At 73.4% G+C, this 25,539-nt stretch carries 25 protein-coding genes; 9 read left to right on the top strand and 16 right to left on the bottom strand.

What is annotated here, in order from left to right:
* The first annotated feature begins 33 nt into the window (after positions 1 to 33).
* The 4 genes from CWOE_RS13185 (at position 34) to CWOE_RS13170 (ending at position 3,230) form a co-directional block, all read left to right on the top strand.
* Positions 34 to 1,380, top strand: a complete 1,347-nt coding sequence (locus tag CWOE_RS13185) for a cytochrome P450 (protein WP_012934114.1) — start codon at positions 34 to 36, stop codon at positions 1,378 to 1,380.
* A 202-nt stretch (positions 1,381 to 1,582) separates the two neighbouring features.
* Positions 1,583 to 1,981, top strand: a complete 399-nt coding sequence (locus tag CWOE_RS13180; protein ID WP_148261002.1) for a hypothetical protein — start codon at positions 1,583 to 1,585, stop codon at positions 1,979 to 1,981.
* 43 nt (positions 1,982 to 2,024) lie between these two features.
* Positions 2,025 to 2,723: a peroxide stress protein YaaA gene (gene yaaA, locus CWOE_RS13175; protein ID WP_012934112.1), complete on the top strand. Its 699-nt coding sequence runs from the start codon at positions 2,025 to 2,027 to the stop codon at positions 2,721 to 2,723.
* 135 nt (positions 2,724 to 2,858) lie between these two features.
* Positions 2,859 to 3,230 carry a cupin domain-containing protein gene (locus CWOE_RS13170; protein WP_012934111.1) on the top strand — a complete coding sequence of 124 codons (372 nt, stop codon included), beginning with the start codon at positions 2,859 to 2,861 and terminating at the stop codon, positions 3,228 to 3,230.
* 157 nt (positions 3,231 to 3,387) lie between these two features.
* Here CWOE_RS13170 and CWOE_RS13165 read toward each other — a convergent pair whose 3' ends face one another.
* From CWOE_RS13165 to CWOE_RS13120, 10 genes are read right to left on the bottom strand one after another with little or no spacing between them, the layout of a single operon-like run.
* Positions 3,388 to 4,458: a branched-chain amino acid ABC transporter permease gene (locus tag CWOE_RS13165; protein WP_012934110.1), complete on the bottom strand. Its 1,071-nt coding sequence runs from the start codon at positions 4,456 to 4,458 to the stop codon at positions 3,388 to 3,390.
* Positions 4,458 to 5,336 carry a branched-chain amino acid ABC transporter permease gene (locus CWOE_RS13160; protein ID WP_012934109.1) on the bottom strand — a complete coding sequence of 293 codons (879 nt, stop codon included), beginning with the start codon at positions 5,334 to 5,336 and terminating at the stop codon, positions 4,458 to 4,460. The genes CWOE_RS13165 and CWOE_RS13160 overlap by 1 nt, the downstream gene beginning before the upstream one ends.
* The gene (locus CWOE_RS13155) at positions 5,333 to 6,079 is read right to left on the bottom strand and encodes an ABC transporter ATP-binding protein (RefSeq protein ID WP_012934108.1); all 747 of its coding nucleotides are present in this window, start codon (positions 6,077 to 6,079) and stop codon (positions 5,333 to 5,335) included. The genes CWOE_RS13160 and CWOE_RS13155 overlap by 4 nt, the downstream gene beginning before the upstream one ends.
* On the bottom strand, positions 6,079 to 6,873 hold the full coding sequence (locus tag CWOE_RS13150) for an ABC transporter ATP-binding protein (RefSeq protein WP_012934107.1): 795 nt from the start codon (positions 6,871 to 6,873) through the stop codon (positions 6,079 to 6,081). The genes CWOE_RS13155 and CWOE_RS13150 overlap by 1 nt, the downstream gene beginning before the upstream one ends.
* The gene (locus CWOE_RS13145; protein ID WP_012934106.1) at positions 6,870 to 8,138 is read right to left on the bottom strand and encodes an ABC transporter substrate-binding protein; all 1,269 of its coding nucleotides are present in this window, start codon (positions 8,136 to 8,138) and stop codon (positions 6,870 to 6,872) included. The genes CWOE_RS13150 and CWOE_RS13145 overlap by 4 nt, the downstream gene beginning before the upstream one ends.
* Before the next feature lie 28 nt (positions 8,139 to 8,166).
* Positions 8,167 to 9,591 carry an aldehyde dehydrogenase family protein gene (locus CWOE_RS13140; protein ID WP_012934105.1) on the bottom strand — a complete coding sequence of 475 codons (1,425 nt, stop codon included), beginning with the start codon at positions 9,589 to 9,591 and terminating at the stop codon, positions 8,167 to 8,169.
* 4 nt (positions 9,592 to 9,595) lie between these two features.
* Positions 9,596 to 9,814: a hypothetical protein gene (locus CWOE_RS13135; RefSeq protein ID WP_012934104.1), complete on the bottom strand. Its 219-nt coding sequence runs from the start codon at positions 9,812 to 9,814 to the stop codon at positions 9,596 to 9,598.
* On the bottom strand, positions 9,811 to 11,544 hold the full coding sequence (locus CWOE_RS13130; protein WP_012934103.1) for a hydantoinase B/oxoprolinase family protein: 1,734 nt from the start codon (positions 11,542 to 11,544) through the stop codon (positions 9,811 to 9,813). Before CWOE_RS13130 ends, CWOE_RS13135 begins: the two co-directional genes overlap by 4 nt.
* Before the next feature lie 11 nt (positions 11,545 to 11,555).
* Positions 11,556 to 13,661, bottom strand: a complete 2,106-nt coding sequence (locus tag CWOE_RS13125) for a hydantoinase/oxoprolinase family protein (protein ID WP_012934102.1) — start codon at positions 13,659 to 13,661, stop codon at positions 11,556 to 11,558.
* 26 nt (positions 13,662 to 13,687) lie between these two features.
* On the bottom strand, positions 13,688 to 14,962 hold the full coding sequence (locus CWOE_RS13120) for an aminotransferase family protein (protein WP_012934101.1): 1,275 nt from the start codon (positions 14,960 to 14,962) through the stop codon (positions 13,688 to 13,690).
* A gap of 93 nt (positions 14,963 to 15,055) precedes the next feature.
* Between CWOE_RS13120 and CWOE_RS13115 the strand changes: the two genes are divergently transcribed.
* The 5 genes from CWOE_RS13115 (at position 15,056) to CWOE_RS13095 (ending at position 21,001) form a co-directional block, all read left to right on the top strand.
* Positions 15,056 to 16,642 carry a helix-turn-helix domain-containing protein gene (locus tag CWOE_RS13115; protein ID WP_012934100.1) on the top strand — a complete coding sequence of 529 codons (1,587 nt, stop codon included), beginning with the start codon at positions 15,056 to 15,058 and terminating at the stop codon, positions 16,640 to 16,642.
* Between the two features lie 85 nt (positions 16,643 to 16,727).
* Positions 16,728 to 17,084 carry a YciI family protein gene (locus CWOE_RS13110; RefSeq protein WP_012934099.1) on the top strand — a complete coding sequence of 119 codons (357 nt, stop codon included), beginning with the start codon at positions 16,728 to 16,730 and terminating at the stop codon, positions 17,082 to 17,084.
* Positions 17,081 to 18,346, top strand: a complete 1,266-nt coding sequence (locus CWOE_RS13105; RefSeq protein ID WP_012934098.1) for an RNA polymerase sigma factor — start codon at positions 17,081 to 17,083, stop codon at positions 18,344 to 18,346. Before CWOE_RS13110 ends, CWOE_RS13105 begins: the two co-directional genes overlap by 4 nt.
* A 134-nt stretch (positions 18,347 to 18,480) precedes the next feature.
* Positions 18,481 to 19,887, top strand: coding sequence for an FAD-binding oxidoreductase (locus CWOE_RS13100; protein ID WP_012934097.1), 1,407 nt, complete (start codon positions 18,481 to 18,483; stop codon positions 19,885 to 19,887).
* A gap of 1 nt (position 19,888) precedes the next feature.
* Entirely contained in the window at positions 19,889 to 21,001 is a 1,113-nt protein-coding gene (locus CWOE_RS13095; RefSeq protein ID WP_012934096.1) for a sulfite oxidase, read from the top strand.
* 6 nt (positions 21,002 to 21,007) lie between these two features.
* Here the strand turns inward: CWOE_RS13095 and CWOE_RS13090 are convergent, their stop codons facing one another.
* The 6 genes from CWOE_RS13090 to CWOE_RS13065 all read right to left on the bottom strand — a co-directional run bounded on the left by CWOE_RS13090 (position 21,008) and on the right by CWOE_RS13065 (position 25,510).
* Entirely contained in the window at positions 21,008 to 21,289 is a 282-nt protein-coding gene (locus CWOE_RS13090) for a hypothetical protein (RefSeq protein WP_012934095.1), read from the bottom strand.
* A 25-nt stretch (positions 21,290 to 21,314) separates the two neighbouring features.
* Positions 21,315 to 22,643, bottom strand: coding sequence for an FAD-dependent oxidoreductase (locus CWOE_RS13085; RefSeq protein WP_012934094.1), 1,329 nt, complete (start codon positions 22,641 to 22,643; stop codon positions 21,315 to 21,317).
* Positions 22,644 to 22,778: 135 nt separating this feature from the next.
* Entirely contained in the window at positions 22,779 to 23,222 is a 444-nt protein-coding gene (locus CWOE_RS13080) for a CBS domain-containing protein (RefSeq protein WP_012934093.1), read from the bottom strand.
* A 3-nt stretch (positions 23,223 to 23,225) separates the two neighbouring features.
* Positions 23,226 to 24,479: an ArsB/NhaD family transporter gene (locus CWOE_RS13075; RefSeq protein WP_012934092.1), complete on the bottom strand. Its 1,254-nt coding sequence runs from the start codon at positions 24,477 to 24,479 to the stop codon at positions 23,226 to 23,228.
* Positions 24,480 to 24,604: 125 nt separating this feature from the next.
* Positions 24,605 to 25,264 (bottom strand): class I SAM-dependent methyltransferase, encoded by a 660-nt coding sequence (locus CWOE_RS13070; RefSeq protein WP_012934091.1) that lies wholly within the window; start codon positions 25,262 to 25,264, stop codon positions 24,605 to 24,607.
* Between the two features lie 21 nt (positions 25,265 to 25,285).
* Entirely contained in the window at positions 25,286 to 25,510 is a 225-nt protein-coding gene (locus tag CWOE_RS13065; RefSeq protein WP_012934090.1) for a hypothetical protein, read from the bottom strand.
* Between the last annotated feature and the right edge of the window lie 29 nt (positions 25,511 to 25,539).

Raw genomic sequence — 25,539 nt, 5'->3', positions numbered from 1 at the left:
TGTGCGGAGCGATCCCGAAAGCGAGCCTCCCGCATGAGCACGACGACGATCGACCCGACCATCGCGATGCCGCCGTTCCCGGCCAGCTGGGCGATGCCACCCGGGCCGAAGCTGCCGCCGCTCCTCCAGGTCGCGCAGATCGCGCGTGACCCGCTCGGCACCGCGGTGCGGATGCACCGCCGCTACGGCGAGCCGTTCACGATGCGCGTGCCCGGCTTCTCCCCCTCGCTCGTGTTCAGCTCGCCGGAGCTGGTCAAGCAGGTCGTGACCGGCAAGCCGAACGTCTTCCACGCCGGCCTCGCGAACCGGCCGCTGAAGGCCGTGCTCGGCCGCTGGTCGCTGCTGACGCTCGACCGCGGCCCGCACCTCCAGCAGCGCAAGCTGCTGCTGCCGCCGTTCCACGGCGAGCGCCTGCAGGCGTACGGCGACCTGATCCGCGAGCTGGCGGAGCGCGAGGCGGCGAGCTGGCCGGTCGGGACGCCGTTCCGCGTCGCCGAGCGGATGCAGGCGCTGACGCTCGAGGTGATCCTCGACGTCGTCTTCGGGATCACCGACGAGTCGCGCAAGGACGACCTGCGCCGGCTGCTGCCGCCGCTCGTCGACTCCAGCCGTCACGTCGTCTTCTGGGGCTCGATCGCGAACCGCAACCTCGGTCCGTTTCGCCTGCGGGAGACGTTCGAGACGCGCCGCGACGCGGTCGACGCGCTCCTCTATGCCGAGATCGCCGACCGCCGGCGCGTGCCGTCCGGGGAGCTGGCGGCGCGCTCGGACATCCTCTCGATGCTGATCGAGGCGACCCACGAGGACGGGACGCCGATGGGCGACGGAGAGCTGCGCGACGAGCTGATGACGCTCGTGATGGCAGGCCATGAGACGACCGCGACCGCGCTGACGTGGGCGATGGACCTGCTGCTGCGCAACCCGGCCGTGCTCGGGCGGATGCGCGCGAACCCCGACGACGAGTACGTGCGCGCGACCTGCCAGGAGATCCTGCGGATCCGCCCGGTCGTGCCGTTCGTCGGCCGCGTCGTGACCGAGCCCGTCAGAATCGGCGCGACCGAGGTGCCCGCCGGCGCCGGGCTGATCGCGTCGATCGGCCTGACCCACCACCGCGAGGACGTCTTCCCGCAGCCGCAGGTCTTCCGCCCCGAGCGGTTCGTGGGCGAGAGCGACGTGCCGTCGTACGGCTGGCTGCCGTTCGGCGGCGGCGTGCGCCGCTGCATCGGCGCCAGCTTCGCGCAGTTCGAGCTGGAGACGATCCTGCGCGTGCTCGCGCAGAGCCCGGTGCGCCTCGCGGTGCGGCGGCCGGAGCCTGTCCGCGCGACCGGCGTCACGCTCGTGCCCGGGCGTGGCGTGAAGCTCGTCCGCGAGATGGCGTAACACAATCCTCCGACTTCTCGACTGTCAACGGTCGGTCCGCTAGCGTGAGAGTGCGCTGCGACGAACGGGAGCGGGTGCGGACACGGAGTTCAGATGGGCGATCGAGATCACGCCGAGCGGCAGCGTCTCGCCCGCCGGCGTCGCGCAGGCGGTCGCGGAGTTCGGTCCGGGCGTCGCTGTGATGGTCGACCGGGGCGCACCGGTGAAGATCCTCCCCACGGCAGAGATCGCCGGCGACGAGCCTGAGCTGCCCGTCGCCGAGCTGCACGGCTGGCGCAGCCTCGAACCGACGAGCGTCCGGCTCGCGGACTCGGGCGCGGAGACCGTCTTCGTCCGCGACGACCTCGGCATCGGCGTCGTCGACCGCGGCAGCGAGCATCTCGTCGTCCCGCTCACGGGCGAGGTCCACAGCGGCGTGCTGAAGCTGGCGTCGTCCGCGTTCGCGATCGCCGCCGACGCGCAGCTGCCCGGCCACGGCGCGACGCTCCCGCGCATGCGCGTCCCGTACCGCTGCGAGCACGGCCACGTGCGCTGGCAGTGGCGCGAGGACGAGAACCGCCGCTGCGGCAGAGCCTGCGAGGGGACGCTGCGGCGGACGTAGCGCACGGCGCCGCCGCGGCGCGTGTGGCAGGGTGGCCGGTCCCATGTTGCTGCTGCTCCCTCCCTCCGAGGGCAAGGCGATGCCGGCGAAGGGGCGCAAGCCCGTCGACCTCGCCGCCCTCCCCTTCCCGACCGTGCTCGGCCCGCTGCGCGAACGGCTCATCGAGGTCGTCGACCCCGCGCTGCTGACCGCGCCCGCCGCGCCGGCCGCCGAGGTCTACGACGGCGTCCTCTTCGGCCAGCTCGACCTCGCCTCGCTGCCAACCGCCGCGCGACGACGCGCCGCCAGAAGCGTCCTGATCGCGAGCGGGCTGTGGGGGCTCGTCGGTCCCTCCGACCGCATCCCCCACTACAAGCTCCCGATCGACGCGAAGCCGGCAGGCGCCGGCGGCGGGACGCTCGCCGCCGCGTGGCGGCCGCTCGTCGCGGAGGCGCTCGCCGAGCGCGACGCCGCCCGCACGCTCGTCGTCGACTGCCGCTCCGGCGGCTACGCCGCGGTCTGGAAGCCGCGGCAGGCGGCGCGCGTGGAGGTGCGCGCGTTCGCCGTCAAGCCGGACGGCTCGCGCCAGGTGATCTCGCACAACGCGAAGGCGACGCGCGGCCGCGTCGCGCGTGAGCTGCTGCTCGCCGCGCGGGCGCCGCGCAAGCCGGCCGACGTCGCGGCGATCGCGACCGCGGCCGGGCTCGACGTCGAGCTGACCGGCGCCGGCGCGACGTGGACGCTCGACGTGCTCGAACGCTGAGGCACAGCGGGCTCGCGGGCGACTCGCGACGCGCGACGGGGCACGACCGGAGCGCTCCGAGTCGGCGCCCGCGCGGCCTACCGGATCCCGGTCGGCCGGAGTAGCGTCGATGGCCCCGAAGCAAAGGAGGAGCCGATGGCCACCACAGCCACCACCGTGGTCAAGCGCTTCGAGTCCCCTGACGAGACGCGCCCGTTCGCGGCGCACGGCAGAGCGGACGTGCTCGACATGAACGGGCACATGGTCGGCCGCGGCGAGTTCGAGCCCGGCTGGCGCTGGTCCGCCGACGTGAAGCCGATCGCCGGCACCGACTCGTGCCAGGTCTCCCACCTCGGCTACTGCGTCGCCGGTCGCATGACGATCCACATGGACGACGGCGCCGACATGGACATCGGTCCCGGCGACGCGTTCGCGATCGCGCCCGGTCACGACGCCGAAGTGGTCGGCGACGAGACGTGCGTGCTGCTCGACTTCGGCGAGTTCGGCGACTACGCGAAGCGCCACTGAGCCGCGCGGTGGCGCGGCTGGCGCCGGCCGGCCGGCGCCCTGGGCGACGCGGGGCCGAGCGACCGTCCTCGCTCGGCCACGCACCGCCCACGGCGCCGGCGCTGTGAGCCGATCAGGTGCGATCTCGGGTCGTCAGGCGACCCGAGATCGCACCTGTTCACGACGACACGGGCTCCTGGGTCGGTGGTGACGCCGGCTTCGCGGGGCGCCGGCGTGGGACCGGCCAGGGGATCTCGCGGCCGCCCGTCAGACCTCTCGGGCGCTTGATCAGCATCAGCAGGAGCAGCGCGGCCAACACGACCTCGGCGGTGCCGGCCGGCAGGTCCACGCCCGTCCACTGGCCGCCCTGCAGGCGGCGCAGCAGCTCGGCCAGGAGCGAGTAGACGACGGTCCCGAGCACGGCGCCCGAGAGCGAGCCGATCCCCCCGAGCACGAGCATCGCGAGCACGACGAACGTCAGCGAGAGGTAGAACTGGTCGGGGTTGAACGTCGTGATGAAGTGCGCGTAGAGCGCGCCGCCGCAGCCGACGACGAACGCGCTCAACGCCCACGCGACCGTGCGGTCGCCGACGACCCGCAGCCCGAGCGAGCGCGCGGCGGCGGCGTCCTCTCGCGCGGCGCGGGCGCGCAGCCCGACGCGCGAGCGGGCGAACGCCCACGCGATGCAGACGGCGGCGACGGCCCAGCCGGCCGCGGTCGACAGCGTCAGGTCGGCGGGGACGCCGATCATCGTCGATGAGCCGCGCGTGACCTGCTCCCAGTTGAGCAGCACGTTGTAGACGACGGCCAGCAGCGCCAGCGTCGCGATGCCGGCCTGCACACCGTCGAGCCGCACGAACGCCGGCGCCAGCACGAGCGCGAAGCCGGCCGCGACGAGGCCCGAGATCACGATCGCCGTCGGGAAGTCGGTGTGCACCGTCAGCAGGAAGTCGAGGAAGCCCGGCATCTCCGGGAACAGCCCTCTCTTCATCGGCACCGGGATCGTCAGGAAGGCGCACACGTACGCGCCGATCGCGGCGAACGAGACGTGGCCGAACGAGACGACGCCGGTCACGCCGGAGAACGTCCACAGCCCGACGACGAGCACCATGTTGATCAGCGCGAGGATCGCGACGCGCTCGATCACGACGTCGCCGGCGCCGCCGACGAGCGAGGCGACGAGCACGATCGCGAGGCCGAGCGCGAGCGGCGGCCAGAGGCCGGCGCGGAGACGGTCGGTGGAGGGCATCAGACCCGCACCTCCGGCGCCGGCACGAGGCCCTGCGGCCGCGTCGCCAGCATCACGATCACGAGCCCGAAGACGAACGCGTCGCGGAACGGCGCGAGGTCCCCCGGCAGCGCGGCGTCGAGCACCGCCGTCGTGGCACCGAGCAGGAAGCCGCCGAGCGCGGCGCCGCCGAGCGAGCCCATCCCGCCGACGACCGCGCCGACGAACGCGATCAGCAGCGGAACCGAGCCGATCGTGACCGACACCGAGCCCTGCTTCATCACCAGCATCAGCGCCGCGACCGCGGCCAGCACGCCGGTGATCGCGAACGCGCTGGCGATCACGCGGTTGGACTTGACGCCGAGCAGCGCCGCCATCTCGAAGTCCTCCGCCGCGGCGCGCAGCTGGACGCCGAGCTGCGTCCGTTTCAGCAGCACCACGAGCCCGCCGATCAGCGCCAACGCGACGGCGATCGTGACGAGGTCGAGCATCTGCACGTCGACGCCGCCGAGCGAGACGGTCTTGTCGAGCCAGTCGTACGGCTCGACGCCCTTCGCGCGCGGGCCGACCGTCATCCGCGCCGCGTTCTGCAAGATCACGCTGACGGCGAACGAGCCGATCAGCAGCGTCAGCGGCGAGGCGCCGCGCAGCGGCCGGAACGCGAGCCGCTCGGTGATCAGCGCGATCACGACGACCGCGACGATCACGCCGGCGACCATCAGCGGCCACGGCAGATCGCGCAGCAGGAACATCGCGAACCCGCCGGTCATGATCAGCTCGCCGTAGGCGAAGTTCATCAAGCCCATGACGCTGAACAGCAGCGCGAGGCCGATCGTCAGGAGCGCGTAGATCCCGCCGCCGCTGAGCGCGTCGACGAGGTATTCGAGCAGCTGGGTCATGCGGTCACCGCCTTGGTCTGGCCCGGCGCAGCGGCCGGGGCGAGGCTGAGATAGCCGGCGCGGAACGCGTCGCTGCGCTCCAGCTCGCGCGCGGCACCCTCCAGCTCGATGCGGCCGCCCGGCGCCATCACGTAGGCGCGGTCGGCGACCTGGATCGTCTTGCGCACGTTCTGCTCGACCAGCAGCACCGTCAGGCCCTCGTCGCGCAGCGACGCGATCGTCGCGAACAGCGTGTCGATCACGATCGGCGCGAGGCCGAGCGTCGGCTCGTCGAGCAGCAGCAGCTTCGGTCGCGAGATCAGCGCGCGCGAGATTGCCAGCATCTGCTGCTCGCCGCCGGAGAGGTTGCCGGCGCGGCGCTTGTAGAGCTTCTTCAGCGCCGGGAAGCGCTCCAGCTCGCGCTCGACGTCGGCTGCGACGCCGTCGGCGTCGCTGCGCGTCGTCGCGCCGAGGCGCAGGTTCTCCTCGACCGACAGCCCGCCGAAGATGCGGCGGTCCTCCGGCACGTAGGCGATGCCGGCGCGGATCGTCGCCGCGGCGCCGCCGCGCAGCGGCTCCCCCAGCCATTCGATTCTGCCGCCGGTCGGCTTCAGCACGCCGGCGATCGCCTTCAGCGTCGTCGACTTTCCGACGCCGTTGTGGCCGACGAGGCCGACCAGCTCGCCTTCGCGGACCTCCAGCGAGGTCCCCTGGAGCGCTTCGATCGAGCCGTAGGAGGCGCGCAGGTCTCTGACGGACAGCATCAGCTGCTCACCTCCTCGTTGCCGAAGTACGCCGCGATCACGTCGGGATCGCGCGCGACCTCGTCCGGCGCGCCGGCCGCGACCGTGCGGCCGGAGTCGAGCACGTGCAGCCGCGCGCACGTGCCCATCACGACGCGCATGTCGTGCTCGACCAGCAGCACGCCGCAGCCGAACTCGCGCGCGAGCGAGCGGATCGTGTCGATCAGGCGGATCGACTCGGCGTCGTTGAGGCCGGCCGCCGGCTCGTCGAGCAGCAGGAAGCGCGGGCGCGTCGCGAGCGCGCGGGCGATCCCGACGCGCCGCTCGTCGCCGGCCGAGACCGCGCCGGCGGCGCGGTCGCCGAGATGCGTGAGGCCGAGCGAGGTGAGCACCGCGGCGGCCTGTCTGCGCGCGGCGCGGCGGCCGAGGCCGCCGCCGAGCGCGGCCGCCTCGACGTTGTCGCTGACCGACAGGTCGGCGAAGACGCGCACGCTCTGGAACGTGCGCGTGAGGCCGGCGCGCGCACGGCGCGCCGGAGACCAGCGGGTCACGTCGCGCTCGTCGAGCGAGACGCGCCCGCCGGCGAGCGAGACGAAGCCCGAGAGGGCGTTGAGGCAGGTCGTCTTGCCCGAGCCGTTGGGCCCGATCAGGCCGACGATCTCGCCGCGGTCGACCGTCAGGTCGACCCCGTCGAGCGCGACGACGCCGGCGAACTGCACGCGCAGCCCCGACGCCGCCAGGCGCGCCGGCGCGGTGCCGGCGCGGTCGGTCAGGACAGCCGCCTGCCCGGACGGAGGCACGGCGGTGGTCGTCATCTCGTCGCGCAGCCGTTTCCGTCGCCGACGTCCGGGATCTCTCTCGCGGTGACGGACTCGAGGTAGGTCAGTCTCCCGCCTCTCATCTCGACGAACGAGAGCGGCATCCCGATCGGCTTGTGGCAGCCTTCGCTCGAGACCTCGAACGGCTCCGTCGGGGTCTCTATCGGCCCCATCGTCTCCATCGCTCTGACGATCGCCTTGCCGTCGGTCGATCTCGCCTCGTCGATCGCCTGCGCGAGCGCGGAGACGAGGTTGTAGCCCGCGAGGTCGTACGCGGTCGACGGCTTTCTGCCCGTCTTCGCCTCGAAATCGGCGGCGAATCTGTCGAGGCTTCTGCCTCTGCCGCCCTCGCAGTAGACGTAGCAGCCGTACGGGTTGAAGTAGACGTCGCTGGCGTCGCCCGCGGTCGACAGCAGCAGGTCGCCGTCGAGCGCGGAAGGACCGACGATCGGGAGCGTCACGCCCGCGGCGCGCAGCTGGCGGATCGCGGCCGGGCCGCCCGGGTTCCACGTCGGCAGATAGATGAAGTCGACGCCGCTCGCGTTCTTCAGCTTCGTCGCCTGCGCGCGGATCGAGACGTTGTCGCCGCCGGGGAACGAGTCCTCGCCGACGATTCTGCCGCCGAGCTGCTCCCAGCGCGCCTTGAAGTAGCGGCCGAGCGCCTTCGTGTACTCGATCGACTCGTCCTGCAGGACGTAGGCGTTTCTCCAGCCTCTTCTCTCGAACGCCCACTCGGCGCCGGACGTCGCCTCGACGTCGGAGCCGGGTGCGAACGTGAACGCCATGTCGCCGATCGTTCTCGTGTCGGCGAACTTCGGGTCCGACGCGCACAGCGAGATGCCCGGGACGCCGGCGCCCTGCGCGGCGATCGCCGCCGGGGAGCCGTAGTCGAAGTCGCACGAGGTGACGATCGCGACCGCGCCGTCGCCGAGCAGCTCAGTCGCGACGTTGGTCGACAGCGCCTTGTCCGACTGCGTGTTCTTCTTGACGAGCTCGAGTCTGCGGCCGAGCACGCCGCCCGCTCTGTTGATCTCGTCGACGCGCAGCTGCGCCGCCTGCGTCGGCTCGATGTCGTACGGCGCGATCGCGCCCGAGTCGGCGACGGCGAAGCCGATCTTGATCGGCCCTTCGCCGCTGTCGCTCGTGCCCGCGCCGCTGCTGCCGCCGTCGTCGCTGCTGCTGCCGCACCCGACCGCGAGCGCGGCCAGTCCGACCGCGGCGATCCCAGGAATCGCCGTTCGGCTCCATCTCCGTCCCAGCATCCACACTGCTCCTCTCGCTCCCCGCCGGTCAGGCGGGCATGTCCACATAGACCGTCTTGACGGCGGTGAAGAACTCCGCCGCCGCTCGTCCCTGCTCGCGCGAGTGCGAGCTGGACGCCTTCATCCCGCCGAACGGAACCTGCGGCTCCGTCCCGGCGGTCTCGCCGTTGACGTGCACGACGCCCGCCTCGATGCCGCGGACGAACCGCTGCACCTGGCCGAGGTCGCGCGTGAAGACCGACGCCGCGAGCCCGTAGGGCACGGCGTTGGCGATCTCCAGCGCCGCGTCGAGGTCCTCCGCCTCGATCACCGCCGCGACCGGCCCGAAGATCTCCTCCTGCGCCAGCGCGCTCCGCGGGTCGGCGTCGAGGTAGAGCGTCGGCTCGACGAACCAGCCCGGGCGGTCGGGTGCGCTGCCGCCGACGGCCGGCGTCAGCCCGTCGCGCGCGGCGGCGTCGATGTGGCCCAGCACGCGCTCGCGCTGGACCTCGGAGACGAGCGGGCCGATCTCCGTCTCGGCGTCGAGCGGGTCGCCGACACGCAGCGCAGCGACGCGCGCGAGGAGCGCCTCGACGAACGCCTCGCGGATGCCCGGCGTGACGATCACGCGGCTCGTCGCGGTGCACTTCTGCCCGGTCGAGCGCATCGCGCCCGCGACGGTCTGCTCGACCGCCTGGGCGACGTCGGCGTCGTCGAGGACGACGACGGGGTTCTTGCCGCCCATCTCGGTCTGCACCTTGATCCCGCGTGCGACCGCGTCGCGCTGCAGCCTGCGGCCGACCGCGGTCGAGCCGGTGAACGTGAGCGCCGCGACGGCGGGATCGCCGCACAGCGCCGGGCCGACCTCGTGCGGCTCGCCGCAGACGACCTGCAGCACGTCGTGCGGCAGGCCGGCGTCCCACAGCGCCTCCGCCAGCGACCACGCGCTCAGCGGCGTCACCTCGGACGGCTTCAGCACGACCGCGTTGCCGAACGCGAGCGCCGGCGCCGACTTCCACGCCGGGATCGCGATCGGGAAGTTCCACGGCGTGATCGCTGCGACGACGCCGAGCGGCTCGCGCTGCGTGTAGAGGTGGCGGCCGGGGACCGCGCTCGGGTAGACCTCGCCGTGCGCGTCGATCGCGGCGGTCGCGTAGTAGCGCAGGAAGCCGACCGCGCGGTCGACCTCGCCGCGCGCCTCGGCGACCGTCTTGCCCTCCTCGCGCGTGAGCTGCACGGCGAGCGCGTCGGCGCGCTCGTCGAGCAGCGTCGCGGCGCGGTGCAGGACGGTGCCGCGGTGGGGCGCGGGCGTCGCCGCCCACCGCTCCGCCGCGGCCGCCGCCGCGTCACAGACGCGGCGCACGTCGGCGGCCGTCGAGACCGGGACGGAGCCGACGCGCTCGGCCGGATCGGCCGGGCTGAAGACGTCGAGCGCCCTCCCGGCCGTGCCGGGCTGTTCGAGACCGGTGGTCATCGGATCAGCCCTTGCTCGCCCCGGAGGCGCCGGGCGCGGCCGCGCGCGCGGGCACGACGTACGAGCGGTACAGCTGCTCGCAGTCGGGTCCGCAGAAGCGGCGCTCGCCCTCCTCCAGCTCGACCACCCACTGCCGCCGCGCGACGACCTGGCCGCAGCAGTCGCACGGCGTCACGACCGTGTCCCACACCTGCATCACGATCGGCTCCCAGTGCCCGCTCATGCGGCCTTCTCCTCGAGTCCGTAGATGTCCCGCGCGGCGGCGTCCGAGATCAGGCCCTCGGCGAGGTCGCGGCGGACCGATCCGCGGTCGCGCTCGCGCGGGTCGCCGTAGCCGCCGCCGCCCGGCGAGTCGAGCAGCACCTCGTCGCCGGCTCTGAGGACGATGTTGGTGAACTTCGACGCCGACGCGGTGCCGAACGTCTCTGTGAACGTGTGGAACTCGTCCTGCCCGACGAGCTTGACCTTGATCGCGGCGTTGCCGCCCTCGCCGCCGCCGTCCAGGCCCCACGGCTTGAAGTCGGGGTCGGTGCGGTCCAGCAGCGCGGAGACGGTGATCTCGGCGCCCTCGGCGATCTTCATGATGCGCCGCGTGCCGAGCCCGCCGCGCATGCGGCCGGCGCCGCCGGAGTCCTCGATCAGCGAGTACTCGCCGGTGACGAGCGGGAAGCGCGTCTCGAACACCTCGACCGGCGTGTTGCGGCAGTTGCCGTTCTTGACGATCGTCGCGTCGTTGCCGTCGTCGTAGGACTTCGCGCCCCAGCCGCCGCCTTCGAGGTGGTAGTTGGCGAAGTACTCGCCCGTCTTCGGGTGCGTGCCGCCGAAGAGGAAGTTGCAGCAGGTCGCGCCCTCCGCCGCGGCGACCTTGTCCGGCAGGACCTCGCCGAGCGCGCCGATCACCATGTCGGCGAGCTTCGGGTGCGTCTCGGTGTTGCCGCCGACCGACGGTCCCGGGTACTGCACGTTCACGACGGTGCCGGGCGGCGCGATGATGTGGATCGGCCGGTAGGCGCCGCTGTTCTTCGGGATGTTCGACTCGGTGACGTGGAAGATCGCGTTGTAGACCGCGCCCGCCGTCACGCCGTAGGTCGCGTTGATCGGGCCGCGGACCTGTCTGTCGGTCCCGGTCCAGTCGACGATCAGGCGGTCGCCGTCGACCGTCACGCGGACCTTCAGGTTGACCGGCTCTCTGACGACGCCGTCGTCCTCCATCCGGTCGCTGAACTCGTAGGAGCCGTCCGGGATCGCGGAGATCTCGGCGCGCATCCAGCGCTCGGAGTAGTCCATCAGCTCCTTCGAGGCGCGCGTCAGCAGCTCGGGCCCGTAGCGGTCGAGCAGCTCGACGAGCCGCTTCTCGGCGACGCGCAGCGAGCCGACCTGCGCGTTGAGGTCGCCCCACGTGTTCCGCGGCGTGCGGTGGTTGGCCATGATCAGGCGCCACAGGTCCATCTGGTTCTGGTCGCGCTTGACGAGCTTGATCGGCGGGATCCGCAGGCCCTCCTGGAAGACCTCGGTCGCGTCGGCGGCGAACGAGCCGACGGCCTTGCCGCCGATCTCGGCGAGGTGGCCGACGTTGGCGACGAAGCCCCACAGCTCGCCGTCGTAGAAGACCGGCCGGATCACCGAGTGCTCGGGGATGTGCGCGCCGCCGCGATACGGGTCGTTGTGGAGGACGACGTCGCCGGGCTCGAAGCTGTCGATCCCCAGCTCCTCGACCGTCCAGCGGACGATGAAGATCGACGCCGCCAGCTGCGCCGGGCAGAACTCCGCCTGCCCGATCATGTTCAGCTCTCTGTCGAACAGCACGCACGAGAAGTCGAGCCCCTCGTTGAAGATCGGCGAGAACGCAGTCCGCGTCATCGTCACGCCCATCTCGCGGCAGATGTTGACGAAGCTGTTGTTGACGATCGTCAGCAGGACGGGGTCGAGGCCCTGCTCTGTCTCAGTGCTCATCTCGGTCTCCCTCAGGCCGTCGCGGTCGCGGTCGTGGACGTGCCGGCCGCGGCCGGCGTGCGGCCCGCGGCGCCGCGGCGCAGCTCCATCACGCCGCCGGGCAGGCCGTGCAGCGTCCAGCCGGGCGGGACGACGACGGTCGTGTCGAGCGACTCGACGATCGCCGGGCCGCTGCGCTCCTGCTCGCCGATCTCGGTGCGCGGGACGACGGTCGTCGGCTGGAAGCCGCCCTCCTCGAAGTAGACCTCGGCGGTGCGGCCGGGGCGCGCTTCGCCCTGCGCGTGCAGCGGCGGCAGCTCGGCGTCAGGCCCGGCGACGGCGACGGCGATCCGCACCAGCTCGATCGGGGCGCCGTCGAAGCGGTAGCCGTAGAACTCCTGGTGCAGGTCGTGGTAGCGCTCGAACGTCTTCGCGAGCGCGTCGGCGTCGACCGCGCCCTCGGGCAGTGCGACCTCCTGCTCGTAGTTCTGGCCCTGGTAGCGCATCGCGATCGCGCGCTCGACGCGCGGCTGCTCGCCGCCCGGCGACTGCGCGGCGAAGTTGCGGCTCGCGGTCTCCTCCAGCTCGGCGACCATCGCGGCGAGCGCGGCAGCGTCGAGATCGGTCGACTTGAGCGCGATCGAGCGCACCTCGTCGACGCGCACCGGCGCGGCGAGCGCGCCGAACGCGGACGTGACGCCGGGGTGCGGCGGCACGACGACGCGGTCGATCCCGATCGACTCGGCGATCCCGCACGCATGCGTCGGACCGGCGCCGCCCATCGCGACGATCGCGAAGTCACGCGGGTCGATCCCCTGCTCGACGGTGACGATGCGGATCGCGTTCGCCATCGACTCGTTCGCGATGCGGATCATCGAGGAGGCGACCTCGACCTCGTCGTGGCCGAGTCTGTCAGCGAGCGTGCGCATCGCCGCGCCGCTCAGCTCGGGCTTGAGCTGGAGCCAGCCGCCGAGGAAGAACTCGGGGTCGAGGCGGCCGAGCAGCAGGTTCGCGTCGGTGATCGTCGGCGCGCTGCCGCCGGCGTCGTAGCAGGCCGGTCCGGGGTCGGCGCCCGCGGACTGCGGCCCGACCTGGAGGAATCCACCGGGGTCGACCCAGCCGATCGAGCCGCCGCCGGCGCCGATCGTGTGCGTGTGGATCGTCGGGACCGAGACCGGCAGGCCGAACTCGATCTCGTACTCGGACGAGAACAGCGGCTCGCCGTCGACGACGAGGCAGACGTCGCAGGACGTCCCGCCCATGTCGACGACGATCGCCTGCTGCGCGCCGGCCTGGCGCGCGAAGTAGGCGCCGCCGATCGCGCCGCCGGCGATGCCGGAGAGGAGGATGTGCGACGGCTTGCGCAGCGCCTCCTCGGCGAGCGCGTGGCCGCCGTTGGACTTCAACAGCGACCAGCGGTCGCCCGCGCCCTGTCTGGCGAACGCGTCGGTGACGCCCGCGACGTAGCGGTCGAGCGCCGGCTTCATGTACGCGTCGAGGATCACGGCGGTGCCGCGCTCGTACTCGCGCCAGATCGGCGCGACCTCGTGCGAGAGCGAGACCGGGAGGTCGGGCGCGACGGCGTGGATCGCGTCGCGCGCGGCCTGCTCGTGCTGCGGGGAGAGGTAGGAGAAGAGGAAGCAGACGGCGACCGCGACCGGGTCGGCGCTGCCGTCGGCGCCCGCGCCCACGCTCGCGGCGAGGTCCTTGACCGCGTCCTGCACCTGCTGCTCGTCGAGCGCGGTCAGCACGTTGCCGTACGCGTCGATCCGCTCCGCGATCCCGATGCAGTCCTGGCGGTCGGCGAGCGGTGTCGGCTTGCGCCAGTGGAAGTCGTAGTGGTGCTTGCGGTTGATCCGCTGGATGTGCGGGATGTCCTGGAAGCCGTCGGTCGTGAGGTACACGACGCGCGCGCCGGTGCGCGTCAGGACGGCGTTGATGCCGATCGTCGTGCCGACGACGATGAAGTCGACGTCGGCGGGGTCGAACGCCGCCTGCTCCAGCGCCGCGGAGATCGCGGCGACCGGCTGCTTCGGGTTGGACGGGACCTTCGCCAGATACCAGCGGCCGGTCCGGTCGTCGACGGCGACGAGATCGGTGAACGTCCCGCCCGTGTCGATGCCTACGCGGATTCCCATGCTCTCCCTCTCGTTTCCAACTCAGCTCAGTGGTGCGTCGCGACGAGCGCGTCGAGCGCCGCCGCGATGCCGTCGCCGATGAGGCGCAGGTCGTCCTGCGCGATCGTCAGCGGCGGCGAGACCGCGATGCCGTCCGGCAGCGCCCGCACGAGGACGCCCTCGTGGCGCGCCGCGCGCTGCAGCGCGCCGGGCGCGTTCGGCGTCGCGGCGCGCGCCGCCTCCGTCAGCCCGATCCCGGCCAGCAGGCCGAGCCCGGCGCGCACCTCGGCGACCGCCGGGTGCTGCTTCAGCGGCTCCAGCACGGCGGCGAGGTCGCCCTCCAGCTGCTGTCCGCGCGGGATCAGCAGGTCGCGCTCGTAGACGTCGAGCGCGGCGAGCGCGGCGGCGCAGCAGACCGGATGGCCGGAGTACGTCGGGCCGTGGCGCAGGATCGGCCCGCCCGGCGCCGCGAAGTACGGCTGCGCGATCTCGCCGGAGACGACGACGCCGCCGAGCGGCAGGATCCCGCCGCTGACGCCCTTCGCGAACGCGATCATGTCGGGCCGCACGTCGAAGCGCTCGATCCCGTACCAGGTGCCGAGCCGGCCGAACGCGCAGATGACCGCGTCGACGACGAACAGCACGCCGTGCTCGCGGCACAGCGCCGCGGCGCCCTCGACGTAGCCCTCGGGCGGCAGCAGCACGCCGCCGGCGCCGATCACCGGCTCGCAGAAGAAGGCGGCGACGCGCTCGGGACCGATGCGGTGCAGCTCCTGCTCCAGCGCCGGGAGCGAGTCGTACGGGACGCTCGACGTGTGCGGCATCAGCGGACCCCAGCCGCTCGTGTTCGCCTCGATCCCGCCGATGCTCGTGCCGAAGCCGTGCGTTCCGTGGTAGCCGTGGGTGCGGCCGACGATGTGCAGCCGCTCGGGCTGCCCCATGTGCTGGAAGTGGGCGCGCGCCAGCTTCGCGGCGGTGTCGATCGAGTCGCCGCCGCCGCTGGTGAGGAAGACGCGTGCGTCGTCGACCGGCGCGAGCGTCGCGAGCCGTGCCGCGAGCTGCTCGGCGGGCGCGTTGGTGTAGTCGCCGAACGTCGAGTACGAGTCGAGCCGGTCGAGCTGCGCGGCGATCGCCGCATTGACCTCGGGGACGCGGTGTCCGAGGTTGCAGCACCAGAGGCTGGCGCTGGCGTCGAGGTAGCGCGCGCCGTCCGCGTCGGTCACCCAACAGCCGTCGGCCGCGTCGAGCATCAGCTCGGCGCCGTCGACGGCGGCCATGTCGGCGAAGGGGTGCCACAGGCGTGTTCCGCTCTCTCCTGGCATGAGCGCAGCCTTCCGGACGGCGGGGGTCGGTGGCTATTGTGCGAGCGACCGAACTGTGTGTGCACGCGCACACACACTCGGGCACGGTCGTACATGCAGCTGACTCTCGGCAACCTTCTGGACGAGCGCGAGCTCGGCCTGACGCTGGTCACCTCCGACGCCTCCGCGCGGGAGCGGCCCGTGCGCGGAGCGCACGCGATCGAGGTCGCGGCACCGACGCGCTGGATCCCGGAGGACTGGGTGATGCTGACGAACGGCCTGCGCGTTCGCGGCCGTGGCGACGACCAGCGGCGGCTGATCGCCGAGCTGGACGACGGCGGTCAGACGGCGCTCGGCTGGGCCGTCGGGCTCGTGCTCCAGCGCGTGCCGCAGGCGATCGTCGACGAGGCCGAGCGACGCGCGTTCCCGGTCTTCCTCGTCCCGATCGAGACCGCCTTCCACCAGATCATCTCGTTCCTCCATGACGCGCGCACGAGCGAGGACATGGTCGTGATGCGGCGGATCATGTCGATGGAGGAGTACCTGATGGACGCGCTCCAGCAGCGCCGTCCCGAGCGCGCGATCGTCAGCCGGCTGGCGAGCCTGCTCGACGTCGACGCGCTGCTGGCGACCGGCGGCGGCGAGGTGCTGGAGGCGAGCGGGCGCGTGCCGGCAGAGGAGGACGTGCGCGCCGCGATCGGCGCGGCCGACGACGGCGACCGCGACGGCGCGCAGCTCGGCGGCAGAGCGGCGGCGGTGCTGCCGCTGCCGGGCGACGAGGCCGGCGACCAGCTGCTGATCGTCAGCGGCCGCCGCGCCGCCGCCGGCGACCCGCTCGCGCGGCCGGTGATCCGGCGCGCCGCGCAGCTGCTCGGCCTCGTCGCACAGGGCCGCGCGCACCGCGACGAGAACGCCCGCGCGCGCGGCGCCGACGTGCTGCGGCGGGCGCTGCGCGGGATCGCGCCGGCGCAGGCGGCCGGGCTCGACGCGGAGGTCTCGGCGCTCGGGCTCGACTTCGGCGAGCCGGTCCACGTCGTCGCGTGGTCGGTGCCGGCGGGTGTCGCGAGCGAGACCGCCGCACTTGCGCTCGTGCGCGAGCTGCTGAGCGCGAACGGCCTCCGCCACCTGCTGACCGCGCACGGCGAGCAGCCCGTGACGCTCGTGCAGGGCGACCCGGCGCTGCTGGCCGAGGCGCTGCTGGGGGCCGGCGAGAGCGCCACCCCGGGCGCGGGCCGGCCCCTCCCCTCCGCCGGCGTCGGCCGGCGGATCGACTCGCTGCGCGACGCGCGCCGCTCGCTGCACGACGCGCGGCTGGCACTGGCGCAGGCGCGGGCGACGAGCGCGCCGGACGGCACCGTCGTGCGCTTCGACCAGCTCGACCCGGTCGGTCAGCTGCTGGCCGCGGCGAGCGGCGAGGAGGACGGGCAGGGGCTGCGACGGCTGGCCGGTCTGCTCGACCCGATCCGCGACCAGCCGCACCTGCTCGCGACGCTGAGCAGCTGGATCGACTGCGGCCAGAACTCGAACGAGACGGCGGCGCGCCTGCACCTCCACCGCAACTCGCTGCGCTACCGGCTCGCGCGGATCGAGGAGCTGCTTGGCGTCGTGCTGGAGACCCCGCGCGGCCTCGCGAACGTGCAGCTCGCGCTGCTCGCCGACGAGCTGGACGCCGGCGGCGGCGACGCGGCCGGGGAGCGCTGAAGCGCCAACTCGCGCGAAGCTGTCGGATCCGGCGAGGATCGTACGTCGTCCTGGCGACACGCACTCTCCGAAAGGACGGACCACCATGCAGTACGCGCTCCTGATCTACAACGCCCCCGGCGCCGGTCCCGCGCCCGACAGCCCCGAGGGCCAGGCCGAGTTCGCCGCCTGGATGTCGTACTCGCAGGAGCTGGTCGAGGCCGGCGTGATGCGAGGCGGTGAGGCGCTGCACCCGACGCAGGCCGCGACGACCGTGCGCGTGCGCGGCGGCGAGCTGCAGTCGGCCGACGGGCCGTTCGCCGAGACGAAGGAGGTGCTCGACGGCTTCTACCTGATCGAGGTCCCCGACCTCGACGCCGCGCTCGCGTGGGCGGCAAAGATCCCGTCCGTCACGCGCGGCTCGGTCGAGCTGCGGCCGACGGTGGTGTTCGACCAGGCATGATGCCGTCGCCGGGAGCGGCGGCGGCGCTCGACCGCGCCGCCCGGCAGGAGGGCGGGCGCGTCCTCGCGACGTTGATCCGCCACCTCGGCGGCGACTTCGCGCTCGCCGAGGACGCGCTCCAGGACGCGTACGCCGACGCGGCGGCCAACTGGCCCCGCGACGGCGTGCCGCGCAACCCCGGCGCTTGGCTCACGACGGCCGCGCGGCGGCGGGCGATCGACCGCCTGCGCCGCGCGCGCGTGCTCGACGAGCGGCTGCGCACGCTCGAGGCGCTCGCGGCCCGCGAGGCCGCGAGCGGCGCCGAGGACGAGGAGCCCGACTCGTGCCTGGAGGACGACCGCCTGCGGCTGATCTTCACCTGCTGTCACCCGGCGCTGAGATCGGAGGCGCGCGTCGCGCTGACGGTCAAGTCGCTCGGCGGCCTGACGACGGCGCAGACCGCACGCGCGTTCCTCGTCGAGCCGCGCACGATGGAGCGGCGGCTGACGCGCGCGCGGCGCAAGGTCCTCGACGCCGGCATCCCCTACCGCGTCCCGCCAGACGAGCTGCTGCCCGAGCGGCTGAGCGGGGTCCGCGCCGTCGTCTACCTGATCTTCACCGAGGGCCACACCGCCTCCGACGGCGACGCGCTCGTGCGCGGCGAGCTGTGCGACGAGGCGATCCGGCTCGCGCGGCTGCTGCGCTCCTCGCTCGATCCCGACCCCGAGACGCTCGGCCTGCTCGCGCTGATGCTGCTGCACGACTCGCGCCGCGCGACCCGCGTCGACCGCGACGGACACGCGGTGCCGCTGCCGCGTCAGGACCGCACGCGCTGGGACGGCGAGCGGATCCGCGAGGGGCTGGCGCTGCTCGACGACGCGCTCGCGCTGCGCGCGCCCGGCCCGTTCCAGGTCGAGGCGGCGATCGCGGCGCTGCACTCGCGCGCGCCGTCGTTCGAGGGCACCGACTGGAAGCAGATCGCCGCGCTCTACGGCCGGCTCGCGCGCTGGCGGCCGTCACCGGCAGTCGAGGTCAACCGCGCCGTCGCGATCGGCTTCGCCGACGGTCCGCGCGCGGGCCTCGACCGGCTCGACGCGATCGCGGCCGGCGAGGACGACGGCGGCGCGCTCGCCAGCTACGTCCCGCTGCACGCCGCGCGCGCCGACCTGCTGCGCCGCCTCGGCGACCGCGCCGGCGCCGACGCCGCCTACGTGCGCGCGATCGACGCCTCCGGCAACGCCACCCAGCGCGCCGCGCTGGAGGCGCGCCGCGCCGCCGGCTGAGCCGCCGTCGTCCTGGATTGCTGTCGCAGGACGACAGCGATCCAGGACGACCTGGCGCACGGCGCGTCTTGCGCCGCACCTCGATCCGGTCGTACGCTCGGTGGCGCTCTCTGCAACGACAGAAGGGACCCGTGATGACCGGCACGGCCGGCCAAACAGCGCTGCGCGAGCTGCGCGACGGGATGCGGGGCACGGCCCTGCTTCCAGATGACGCGGGCTACGACGAGGCCCGCGTCCTCTTCAACGCGATGGTCGACGTGCGACCAGCAGTCATCGCCCAGTGCGCGGGCGTCGACGACGTCGCCGCCGCGATCGCCTTCGGGCAGGAGACCGGCCTGCCGACCGCGGTCCGCGCCGGCGGCCACTCGGTCGCGGGCATGTCGACCGTCGCGGACGGGCTCGTGATCGACGTGCGCGCGTTCACCGGCGTCGAGGTCGACCCCGGTGCCCGCACGGCGCGCTGCGGCGCCGGCGCGACGTGGGCGGACTTTGACGCCGCAACACAGCAACACGGGCTCGCGACGACCGGCGGGCGCGTCTCGACGACCGGTGTCGCGGGGCTGACGCTCGGCGGCGGCTCGGGCTGGCTGGAGCGCAAGCACGGGCTCACCTGCGACAACCTGCGCGCAGTCGAGCTGGTGACCGCGGCCGGCGACCGCGTCCGCGCGAGCGCGATCGAGCACGCCGACCTGTTCTGGGCGCTGCACGGCGGCGGCGGGAACTTCGGCGTCGCGACGGCGTTCGAGTTCGACCTCCACCCGCTCGGCCCGCTCGTGCTCGCCGGACTGATGCTGTGGCCGGGCGAGCGCGGGCGCGAGGTCGTCGAGCTGATGCGCGAGACGATCGAGAACGGCGCACCGGAGGAGCTGGCGCTCGCCGTCGTGTACCTGACCGGGCCGCCCGAGGAGTTCGTGCCGGCGGAGCTGCAGGGCAGACTCTGCTGTGGGCTGGCGTTCATGTGGGCCGGCGAGGACGAGCGCGAGGGCGCCGCGTTCGCAGAGGACTTCCGCACGCTGCGGCCGGCCGTCGACCTCGTCGGCGCGATGCCGTACGTCGAGTTCCAGCGCATGATCGACGACCCGCCGGGGCTGCGGAACTACTGGACCGCCGACTACCTCGACGCGCTTCCCGACGCGGCGATCGAGGTCTACGCCGCGCATTCCGAGCGGATGCCGGTGCCGTCCGCCTGCCAGTCGATCGTCTTCCCGTGGGGCGGCGCGATCGCTCGCGTGTCGGCGGACGAGACGCCGATGGCCAAGCGCGAGGCGACGTGGGTGACGCACCCGTTCGCGCTGTGGGAGGACGCCGCCGGCGACGACGCGCACATCGCCTGGGCGCGCGCGATCTCCGCCGAGATGAAGCAGTTCAGCAGCGGCGGCGTCTACCTCAACTTCATCGGCGACGAGGGCGGCGGGCGCGTGCGCGCCGCGTTCGGCGACAACTACGACCGGCTCGCGCGCGTGAAGGCGGAGTACGACCCCGGCAACTTCTTCCGCATCAACCAGAACATCGAGCCGGCGGCGGCTGCCGGGATCGGCTGAGATGACGACGGACGCGCGCGCGGCGGCGGGCGTCGGCGACGTCGGCGGCGGCGTCACCGCTGCCGAGCTGCGACTGGCGGCGCGCAACCACGCGCTTCCGCTGGAGGCGCTGCGGTGGCCGATCACGCCGCCGGGCCTCCACTACGTGCTCGTCCACTACGACATCCCGGCGGTCGACCCGGCCGCCTGGCGGCTGGAGATCGGCGGACGCGTCACGCGGCCGCGGTCGCTGTCGCTGGCGCAGCTGCGGGCGCTGCCGGCGGTGACGCGCGCGGTCACGCTGGAGTGCGCGGGCAACGGCCGCGCGCTGCTGGAGCCGCGGCCGATCAGCCAGCCGTGGCTGACTGAGGCGGTCGGCACCGCCGAGTGGACCGGCGTCCCGCTCGCGCTGCTGCTCGACGAGGCCGGACTCGGCGACGACGTCGTCGAGCTGCTGTTCAGCGGGCTCGACCGCGGCGTCGAAGACGGCGTCGAGCAGCGCTACGAGCGCAGCCTGTCGCTCGCCGACGCGCTCGCCGGCGACGTGCTGCTGGCGTACGCGATGAACGGCGCGCCGCTGCCGCCGCAGCACGGCTTCCCGCTGCGGCTGGTCGTTCCGGGCTGGTACGGGATGGCGCACGTGAAGTGGCTCGGCGCGATCACGGCGCTGACGGAGCCGTTCGGCGGCTACCAGCAAGCCGTCGGCTACCGCCTCTACGCGTCGGAGGAGGAGCTGGCGAGCGGCGACGGCGACGGCGCGCCGGTGACGCGGATCGCGCCGCGCTCGCTGACGGTCCCGCCGGGGATCCCGGACTTCCTCACGCGCGAGCGCGTGCTCGACGCCGGCCGCTGCGTGCTCGCCGGACGCGCCTGGTCGGGGCGAGCGCCGATCGAGCGCGTCGAGGTCAGCGCCGACGGTGGCGAGCACTGGAGCGAGGCGGCGCTCGACCCGCCGCTCGGCCCGCACGCATGGCGCGGCTGGTCGTGGACGTGGGACGCGACGCCGGGCGCCTGGACGATCTGCTCGCGCGCGACCGACGCGACCGGCGAGACGCAGCCGCTGACGCCGGTCTGGAACGTGAAGGGCTACGTCAACAACGCCGTCGAGCGGATCCCCGTGACGGTGCGAGGGTGAGCGCCGTCAGCTCGGTCTGACGCCGTGCTCGCGCAGGTACTCGAGGTAGAACGGCCGCAGCAGCTCCCCCACCTCGCCTCTGCCCGACGTCGTCACGTCGTCGACGTGCGACGTCAGCGACTCGAGGTCGGCCTCGGCCTCGTCCAGCTCGCCCGCCCCGGCCTCGGCGGCCGGCAGGTACTTCAGCAGCCGCCAGAAGAACGGCACGTCGAGATGCCGACGCGCGCGCTTGACGGCGAGGTCGTGCAGCTCCTCCGACGACAGTTGCTCCAACGGGTCAACGCTCATGCGATGGACCCTAGGGGATGGTCGCTCACAGCGCCAGCGCCCCTTCCGCGCGGTCGGCGATCATCGCGGCGATCGCGAGCGCGGAGGTGGCGGCCGGCGACGGGGCGTTGCGGACGTGGAGCGCGTCGGGCGACTCGGAGAAGACGAAGTCGTCGACGAGCCTGCCGTCGCGCGAGACGGCCTGGGCGCGGACGCCGGCCGGGCCGGGCAGCAGGTCCTGCGCGCGCAGCTGCGGAACGTACTGCGCGCAGGCGGCGCCGAAGGCGCGGCGGCTGGCGGCGAGGCGCATCTCGTCGAGGCCGCTGCGCCAGTATCTCGCCATCACCCGCCAGGTGCCGGGCCAGGCGAGCGTCTCGCGCAGGTCGCCGGGGCGCACGCGGCGGATCTCGTACGCGTCGCGCGCGCCGACGAGCAGCGCGCTCGGGCCGGCGAGCACGTCGCCGGAGACGTGCTTGGTCAGATGGACGCCGAGGAATGGCAGCGCCGGGTCGGGGACCGGGTAGATCAGGCCTCTCACGAGATCCTGCGCGCTCGGCGCCAGCCGCAGGTACTGCCCGCGGAACGGGACGATCCGCGGGTCGGCGTCGGCGCCGGCCGCGCGCGCGACGCGATCCGCCCACAGGCCGGCGCAGAAGACCGCCCGCCGCGCGACTGTCGGCTCGGCGCCCGCGCGGGCCGCGTGCGCACCGTCCGCGCCGCCGGCCACGGCCGCGCCGCCCGCGCCGCCGTGCTCCAGCACGACCTCTCCGGCGCCGGGGCGCGTGCCGGCGCGGCGCGCAACGCCCGTCACCTCGCGGCCGAGCGCGAGCGTGCCGCCGGCCGCGACGACGTCGTCGGCGAGCGCGCGCGTAACGGCCGGGAAGTCGACGATCGCGGTGTTGGGCGAATGCAGCGCGGCGATCCCGGCGGCGTGCGGCTCGACCTCGCGCAGCTGGGCGCCGTCGAGCCGTCTCAGCCCCGGCACGCCGTTCGCGCGGCCGCGCCGCTCCAGCTCGTCGAGCCGGCCCAGCTCGTGCTCGCCGAGCGCGACGATCACCTTGCCGCAGCGGTCGAGCGCGATCGAGCGCTGCTCGCAGTACGCCATCAGCGCGGCGGCGCCCTCGACGCACAGCCGCGCCTTCAGCGACCCCGGCTGGTAGTAGATCCCCGCGTGCACGACGCCGCTGTTGTGGCCGGTCTGGTGCCGGCCTACCTGCGGCTCCTTGTCGACGACGACGAGCCGCAGCCCGGGATGGCGCGTGAGCAGCTCTCGCGCGACGGCGAGGCCGACGATGCCGGCGCCGACGACGGCGAGGTCGTACGGTCTCGTGGAGTCCGTGGGAGCGGAGGAGGAAGCGGGTCTGGTGGCAGTCATGGCACGGCGCCGCCGGGCGCCCGGGGTCGGGAACACGATCCTGCTCGGCGGCGCGCGGCGAACCGCGCGGACGGTGGTGCCACCGCGCCCGATGCTACACGGCGGCCGCGCGGCGCGGCTGGCCGTCGCCCGCCGTCACGCCTGCTCGACCCGCCCGGCGACGATCTCGAAGAAGTCGGTCCGCGTGACGATCCCGATCACGCGCCGGCCGCCGTCGACGACGGGGACGATCAGCACGCGGTGGTGGAGGAACGTCTCCGCCAGCTCGGCGTCCGAGAAGCCCTCGCTGACCGCGATCTGCTCACGCGTCGCGTACTCCCCCACCGGCCTGTCGAGACAGCCCGAGCGGCGCTCGATCGCGACGTCGAGCGAGTGCGGCACGAAGCCGGCGTATCTCAGCTCCTTGATGTAGCCGGGGAAGATCGCCTCGATGAACTCGCGCTCGCCGAAGATGCCGAGGAAGCGGCCGTGCTCGTCCTCGACCGGCAGCGCCGGGACGCCGGCCTGCTGGAGCGCGTGGACGGCTTCGCGCACGAGCCGGTCGGCGCGCAGGACGGGGACGTGTCGGAGGATGCCCATCGGCTAGATGTACCGCAGGTAGAGGTACGCCGTCACGAGCAGCATCGAGAAGAGCGTGACCGGCACGCCGACGCGCAGGAACTGCATGAAGCCGATCGGCTGCCCGGCGCGCGACGCCATTCCGGCCGCGGCGACGTTCGCCGCGGCCGAGATGATCGTCAGGTTGCCGCCGAAGCAGGCGCCGAGCGACAGCGCCCACCAGTAGGCGTTGTCGCCCGAGCCACCCTCGATCGACTCGACGACGGGGATCATCGTCGCCGTGAGCGGGATGTTGTCGACGATCCCGCCGACGATCGAGGCGACCCAGGCGATCGCGAGCAGCTCGGCGGTGCGGTCGCCGTCGGTCAGCGAGACGATCGCGTGCGTCAGCTCGTCGATCGCGCCGGTGTGCTCCAGTGCGCCGACCATCACGAACAGGCCGACGAAGAAGAACAGCGTCGGCCACTCGATCCCGCCGAGCGTCTCCTCCAGCGACTGCCGGCTCAGCAGCAGCATCACGGTCGCGCCGGTCAGCGCGACGGTCGCCGGCTCCAGCCCGAGCGGCTTGTGCAGGAAGAACGCGACGATCGTGAGCAGCAGCACGGGCAGCAGCCGCTTCAGCTCGTCCGGGTTCTCGATCGAGCGCTTCGCGTCCAACTCCATCACCTTCTCGCGCGCGTCCGGCGCGATCTGCAGCTTGCGCCTGAACGCGAGGTACAGCAGACAGACGACCACGGCGGTCGTGAAGTACGCGATCGGCGCGACGTTGACGATGAAGTCCATGAAAGAGAGACCGGTCGCGCTCGCGATCATGATGTTCGGCGGGTCGCCGATCAGCGTCGCGGTGCCGCCGATGTTGCACGCCATCACCTCGATCAGGATCAGCGGGATCGGGTCGATGTCGAACGCGTCCGCGAGCAGGAACGTGATCGGCACCATCAGCAGGATCGTCGTGAGATTGTCGAGGAACGCCGACAGCACCGCGGTCGGGATCGCGAGCGCGACGACGAGCAGGAACGGCCGCCCCTTCGACAGCTGGCCGGCACGGATCGCGACGTAGGTGTAGACGCCCGTCGTCTCCGTCAGCCGGACGACGATCATCATCCCGGCGAGCAGCCCGAGCGTGTCGAAGTGGATCGCCTCGATCGCGCCGTCCTGGTCGATCGTCTGCGTCAGGATCAGCAGCGCCGCCCCGACCAGCGCGATCTTCGTCCGATCGACCTTCTCGGTGACGATCAGCGCGAGCGCGGCGGCGAAGACGGCGACGGCGAGTGCCATGACGCGATCGTCGCGGCGCCGGGAGCGATGCGGAATGGCGTCCGCTCGCCATATGCAGCGGTGCGCGTGGCGCGCGCCGACGGTTGCCGGCGGTGCCGACGCGCGCCGACGGCTGCCGGCAGGCGCTACGAGCTGCGACGGGCGATGCCGAGCACCTGCACGGCCACGGGCGGCGGGATCTTCAGCGCCGTCGAGCGCATCCGCCGCTGCGCCTCGATCGCGAAGCCGGCCCGCTCGATCTCCTGCGCCGTGTCGCGCGCGGTGTGGCAGCCGCCGAACGCGTGCGGCCAGAACAGCCGGTCGACCGTCCGCTGGAGCGCGGCGGCGCGCGGCGCGTGCGCGCGGACGTGCTCGAAGAAGCGCAGCTCGCCGCCGGGTCTGAGCACGCGGCGCAGCTCCACGAGCGCGCGCGGCTGGTCGGGCACCGAGCAGAGCACGAGGCAGGCGACGGCGGCGTCGAACGCGCCGTCCGGCGCGGGGAGCGCGTCCGCGACGCCCTCGAGCACGGTGATCGGGACGGACGCCGAGGCGGCGGCCGCGCGCGCCTGCTCGCGCAGGTACGGCTCGGGCTCGACCGCGACGACCTCCGTCACGCCCGCCGGGTAGTGCGGGAAGTTCGTCCCGGCGCCGGCGCCGACCTCGAGCACGCGGCCGTCGAGGCCGGCGAGCAGCGTGCGGCGGTGCTCGCGCATCTCCGGCGGCTCGTTGCGCGCCAGCACGCGTGCGTAGAGGCGTGCGAAGAGCGGGTTGCGGACGGACGCGGCGGGTGCGGCGGGCTCGGCCATGCGGCCGAGTCTACGCCTCGCTCAGCGGTAGTCGTCGGGGTTCTTCGATGGGCCGGGGATCCGCTCCCACAGCGCGCTGAGGCCCGCGCCCTCGCGCGGAGCCTCGGACTCCACGGCGGCGAAGACGACGAGCACGAACGAGACGACCCACAGCGCGGCGGTCGTGTCGTCGGGGTTGCCGGACCAGACGATCCCGAGCACGGCGAAGATGGCGAGCGCGAGCAGACGGAGGACGAGCTGGAGCATGCGCGGGATCGTACAAGCGCCGGGACGCG

Origin of the sequence: Conexibacter woesei DSM 14684 (assembly GCF_000025265.1) — a bacterium.
In the GTDB taxonomy this organism is placed as follows: Bacteria; Actinomycetota; Thermoleophilia; order Solirubrobacterales; family Solirubrobacteraceae; genus Conexibacter; species Conexibacter woesei.
This window is presented reverse-complemented; position numbering and strand designations above follow the sequence as displayed.

Coding starts and splice junctions, on each gene's coding strand:
- CWOE_RS13160 (WP_012934109.1), bottom strand. CDS start 5,336: ATGACCCAGCTGCTCGAATACCTCGTCGACGCGCTCAGCGGCGGCGGG.
- CWOE_RS13150 (WP_012934107.1), bottom strand. CDS start 6,873: ATGACGACCACCGCCGTGCCTCCGTCCGGGCAGGCGGCTGTCCTGACC.
- CWOE_RS13110 (WP_012934099.1), top strand. CDS start 16,728: ATGCAGTACGCGCTCCTGATCTACAACGCCCCCGGCGCCGGTCCCGCG.
- CWOE_RS13120 (WP_012934101.1), bottom strand. CDS start 14,962: ATGCCAGGAGAGAGCGGAACACGCCTGTGGCACCCCTTCGCCGACATG.
- yaaA (WP_012934112.1), top strand. CDS start 2,025: ATGTTGCTGCTGCTCCCTCCCTCCGAGGGCAAGGCGATGCCGGCGAAG.
- CWOE_RS13115 (WP_012934100.1), top strand. CDS start 15,056: ATGCAGCTGACTCTCGGCAACCTTCTGGACGAGCGCGAGCTCGGCCTG.
- CWOE_RS13080 (WP_012934093.1), bottom strand. CDS start 23,222: ATGGGCATCCTCCGACACGTCCCCGTCCTGCGCGCCGACCGGCTCGTG.
- CWOE_RS13075 (WP_012934092.1), bottom strand. CDS start 24,479: ATGGCACTCGCCGTCGCCGTCTTCGCCGCCGCGCTCGCGCTGATCGTC.
- CWOE_RS13130 (WP_012934103.1), bottom strand. CDS start 11,544: ATGAGCACTGAGACAGAGCAGGGCCTCGACCCCGTCCTGCTGACGATC.
- CWOE_RS13070 (WP_012934091.1), bottom strand. CDS start 25,264: ATGGCCGAGCCCGCCGCACCCGCCGCGTCCGTCCGCAACCCGCTCTTC.
- CWOE_RS13100 (WP_012934097.1), top strand. CDS start 18,481: ATGACCGGCACGGCCGGCCAAACAGCGCTGCGCGAGCTGCGCGACGGG.
- CWOE_RS13170 (WP_012934111.1), top strand. CDS start 2,859: ATGGCCACCACAGCCACCACCGTGGTCAAGCGCTTCGAGTCCCCTGAC.
- CWOE_RS13095 (WP_012934096.1), top strand. CDS start 19,889: ATGACGACGGACGCGCGCGCGGCGGCGGGCGTCGGCGACGTCGGCGGC.
- CWOE_RS13085 (WP_012934094.1), bottom strand. CDS start 22,643: ATGACTGCCACCAGACCCGCTTCCTCCTCCGCTCCCACGGACTCCACG.
- CWOE_RS13185 (WP_012934114.1), top strand. CDS start 34: ATGAGCACGACGACGATCGACCCGACCATCGCGATGCCGCCGTTCCCG.
- CWOE_RS13165 (WP_012934110.1), bottom strand. CDS start 4,458: ATGCCCTCCACCGACCGTCTCCGCGCCGGCCTCTGGCCGCCGCTCGCG.
- CWOE_RS13145 (WP_012934106.1), bottom strand. CDS start 8,138: ATGCTGGGACGGAGATGGAGCCGAACGGCGATTCCTGGGATCGCCGCG.
- CWOE_RS13065 (WP_012934090.1), bottom strand. CDS start 25,510: ATGCTCCAGCTCGTCCTCCGTCTGCTCGCGCTCGCCATCTTCGCCGTG.
- CWOE_RS13155 (WP_012934108.1), bottom strand. CDS start 6,079: ATGCTGTCCGTCAGAGACCTGCGCGCCTCCTACGGCTCGATCGAAGCG.
- CWOE_RS13090 (WP_012934095.1), bottom strand. CDS start 21,289: ATGAGCGTTGACCCGTTGGAGCAACTGTCGTCGGAGGAGCTGCACGAC.
- CWOE_RS13125 (WP_012934102.1), bottom strand. CDS start 13,661: ATGGGAATCCGCGTAGGCATCGACACGGGCGGGACGTTCACCGATCTC.
- CWOE_RS13140 (WP_012934105.1), bottom strand. CDS start 9,591: ATGACCACCGGTCTCGAACAGCCCGGCACGGCCGGGAGGGCGCTCGAC.
- CWOE_RS13105 (WP_012934098.1), top strand. CDS start 17,081: ATGATGCCGTCGCCGGGAGCGGCGGCGGCGCTCGACCGCGCCGCCCGG.
- CWOE_RS13135 (WP_012934104.1), bottom strand. CDS start 9,814: ATGAGCGGGCACTGGGAGCCGATCGTGATGCAGGTGTGGGACACGGTC.